The sequence below is a fragment of the Nocardia sp. NPDC005366 genome (assembly GCF_040606855.1).
Lineage (GTDB): Bacteria > Actinomycetota > Actinomycetes > Mycobacteriales > Mycobacteriaceae > Nocardia.
The window spans coordinates 1-3822 of record NZ_JBEXFQ010000088.1 but is presented as its reverse complement, the minus strand read 5'-3'; the positions used below and the strand labels follow the sequence as shown (position 1 = coordinate 3822).

Here is a 3822-nt window from a genome sequence, read left to right as displayed (position 1 = left end):
CCACACGGTATGACAAGTTGGCCATCACCTACCGCGCCGGAGTCGTCCTGGCCCTGATCGTGGAGTGGCTCAGGTCATTGGGAGACAGAACCTAGTCGCATCCGCGTGTGTCAACCAAGGGGACCCGTCGGGATGTTAGGCACTTGCGGGCGGCAAGTGAACGAGTCATGTCGATGAGCCATCCACGGTATGACGGGTAACGAATAGAGCAGAGAGCGGCTTCGACAAAGCCGGATCCCAGGTGCCGTGACCGAAAACCCCAGCTCAGAGACTATTTTGATCTTGTATCAAAATGTTCGATGACCTATACTCATGAGCATAGAGAGGGATATGTCATGTTGCGAGCAATACTTACCGCCAGTAGAAGACCATACATCGCCGGGCTATTTATGAGCAATGTATTGACAACGTGGGGGTATGATTGGAATGCTTCTATAGCGCCGACATCGGGGGTGATCGCATGACCAGCTGCCGATCCTACCGCTCGCCAGAAGACCGCAGTACCACCGATGCGTCACACGAAAGTCATGAGGCTGCACCAATGCTTGGTCCAGACGGCCGGTTGCCAAAATATGGGGATATGTTTTACACCGACTATCGGCCGATGACGCCAATGGAGCTCGCGGCCAACCGCGAGGAACGTGCGGTCAAGCAGTTCGGTCAATCCGTTTTAGACAGGGTTTCCGAGGCGTACCGGCAGTCGGACGAGATTCGTCGCGATTCGCCCCTGACTCGCCCCATGTCGACCGCCGCCGAAAATGACGCCGAGTGGTACGAGTAATTTAGCTTCCTGCAGGGGTGGACGTATTTGTGTGAGGAACATACGCAGCGCACGGAGCGCGCATTCGGGGAAATTTACAGGCTTTGCCAGGACGATCCGATTGACCACCTTCTCGATCTCCTGAAGCTGCGCCGCGACACAGATCGACCAAAAGACGATCAACCGGCGCGTTCATTGCTCCAAGTTTTCTGCTCAAAAGCGAACGTGGTCGTTGTCGAAAAAGAATACTTCGATCTGGACTTCAGAAGTGAATTCAGCAAAGTGCACGAAGTCAGATTTGGCTCACGCTCCTCAGATACCGCCCGGATTCACTTTTTTCGTGGAAGTATTCCGAGACGTAGAGGAGTGCATCTCCGCGACTTTGTTGCCAAGCAATCCACCGAATACTTCGGCTACTCAGTACTTAGGCCACAGTTCCCTGGCCGAATAGGCCGATCGATGGTCTCAGCCGATCTCACGGTCCCCGAGTTGGCCGGCGATAGGACACTCGCGGATAAAGTGCGAACTGCAGTCGGTGAAGACATACAAGTCTTCGGGGTAGCCCGGCAGGTTGTGGGAGTCCCTTTCATGGAGCAGGATGGCCATCTGTTCACATGCGCGCATGTCACAGCGTGGGTCTGCCACTACACCGCAGTACTTCGCGGCGCGGTACCCCGCCGCGCTACAGCGCAGTTCCACGGAATCAGCGATAAGACGGCGGCCTTCGGCCGGGTCTACCCTTCGCAGGGACTAAATAGAACCTTGTTGGCAGCGACGCTCCGCGCGGTTGATCTGCCTCCAGAGATCATTGATGCCGACTCCTTGAGCAAGCAGGTCAACCTGAACTGGGCCAACCGCCGGAGCTTCAGCATCGAAGAGCAGAAGATACGAGATCAGCGCCGAGTTACTCCTGAGGACACGGCGCTCTTCGAGCAGCATAGGAGCCTATGGATCAGGGAGAACCTCGGTGCCAGTGTGTGTCGGTATCTTAACTCTGCGCTGCCGGTCATCTTGCTTAGGGCGCCAGCTGCCCGCGGAGACGTAGCCCACGCACAAGTCGCAGTGGGCTACCTTCGTCAGAGCGATCTCGCGGCATCCCGATCTGTCACAGATTCAAGTACTCAACACCGCGAGGCAGCAGACGACAACGGCTCGGAGGTTGTCGCACTCATCGTCTGCGACGACCAAAAAGGCCCATACCAGATCGTCATGCTGGATGAGCTCGTCCAGGACTTCATGGATCACAACAAGAGTCTGCAGACGTCGATTGTTGTCCCACTTCCTCGTTCCGTCTGGCTGCCTGGGTCCGCGGCAGAGGAAGCCGCAGCCCAGTGGCTGAAAGCCGTCGCGGAAGATCGGATGAATGCACTGAACTCTCAGCCTGATCTGTTGCGAAGCAAAGACGCCGACGTCTATCGCGAGCGGCTCCAGGATTTCGTCGAGCAGGTGTCAGGAATGCGTGTAGGCGAACTAGCGATTCGCAGCTACATCACCACCGGCACCGAGTTCAAAGAAAGCATTGCGCGACGGCTTGGCAACGACAGGATGCTCGCTCGGGCCGTGGGGTACACACAGCTTCCTAAATATGTGTGGGTCAGCGAGGCGATTGACCGGAAACTCCGCAACGACCGCGGCCGGAGTGTCCTGGCCACAATTGTATTCGACTCGACAATAGTCACGGTCGAAGGTCGGCTCGGGACGGCAGGGCAGCTACCTTTGGTGGTTCACATCCCCGGCCAGGCTGTATGCAGCTCACAATATAACGAATATTATAGCGCGGACTTGGTGCAGAAATGGTTTCCCGCTCATGCGGATCCTTACTATACCGGCAGATGGAATCGCCATAGTAACAACCGAGAGTACACCAGACGCCATTGGAAGTCGGCGATGAGCGTTAGTAACGAGTGACGCCCTAGAGCGCAACAAGGATCGAAATAATCAACAAGCAGGCAAGTAAAGCCATGAGAAAGAAGGCTACAAATACCATTCGTGCCTTGCGATGATTTGACTGGCATGCAATCTCATAGCTCCCGATCTTGCTTTCCACGATACGCTGTTCGTGCGCCACCTGTTTCTCATCAAGTATCTCCTGATACAACTCAGCGAACCCTCCGGCGCTGTAACCGGGATATCGGGAGGGAAGGGCCACCAGTGCCGCTGCGAGAATCGACAGGGCAGCAGCAAGAACGATAAGGAGGGCGATGCTTGTGGGCCAAAAGCCCGTCGTTACGAGCTTGAGGTCGAGTGACTTCACCAGCGTCAGGTAAAGCGTCACAAGGCCGACATCCATCGTCACAATCGGAAATGCCCGTGATTCGAAGGATACCTTCCGCTGCCAAGCTATCGAAATCTCTTTGTCGAGATAGTCTGACATGGCGGCAAGATCGTCCTTATCGACGATTCGTACGTCGCCCGGTTGCTTGAGCCTGGTTATCGAAGCGGGCGACTCGGTCATGAGATGTAGCCAGCCTTTCCCCACATCTGGCGGTCCAGATGCGATTCAGCGCTGCGCGACCACGTCTCTACCGGTGGTTCCGGCAAAGGCAAACTCTCCGAGTCAAGCTCCGACACCGGGTCCGCTGTCCCGGAGGCAACGTCCGGAACGATCGCGGTTTTATCTGCCGGCTCAAGCGTCATAACCACAATCTCCTGCCTAGTCACTACGCCGGGCGGATGCGCCTCGGCATGATAGGAGTCTACGCATGGGCATCGAGGGCATACAGGGCTGCCCATCGATCATACGCTGGGATGATCGGATGAATTTGGTTCGGACGCAGGCAGTTCAGTGTCCCGATGGCTGCCAGCCCCTGGATCCGCCCAGGGCGTCAGGCAAGTCGAGCGTAACAGCGTGAAATCCTCTTTCAGACATCCTCGTTTTGCGCTTCTGAACGCAATTTTGTATACACCGGCTTGCCCAACGCCCCAGAGAAGTCGGCGCCCGCCGAACGCGGCTATCACCTGACTAAACCTCGATCCACCGATGTGGGATTCACGCTGGTCTGCGCGCCGCAGGCGCGCCGACCAGCGTGTTTGGGGTGAGTGGTAGCCGCTGGTCTGCCCAG

General features: G+C 56.6%; 3 protein-coding genes. 2 read left to right on the top strand and 1 reads right to left on the bottom strand.

Annotated features, from left to right (window positions below):
- The first annotated feature begins 580 nt into the window (after positions 1–580).
- Complete coding sequence (locus ABZS43_RS36475; protein WP_355040576.1) at positions 581–781, top strand: hypothetical protein; 201 nt, start codon at positions 581–583, stop codon at positions 779–781.
- A gap of 27 nt (positions 782–808) precedes the next feature.
- Positions 809–2668, top strand: a complete 1860-nt coding sequence (locus ABZS43_RS36470) for a hypothetical protein (protein ID WP_355040575.1) — start codon at positions 809–811, stop codon at positions 2666–2668.
- Between the two features lie 4 nt (positions 2669–2672).
- Here the strand turns inward: ABZS43_RS36470 and ABZS43_RS36465 are convergent, their stop codons facing one another.
- On the bottom strand, positions 2673–3215 hold the full coding sequence (locus ABZS43_RS36465) for a hypothetical protein (RefSeq protein ID WP_355040574.1): 543 nt from the start codon (positions 3213–3215) through the stop codon (positions 2673–2675).
- Between the last annotated feature and the right edge of the window lie 607 nt (positions 3216–3822).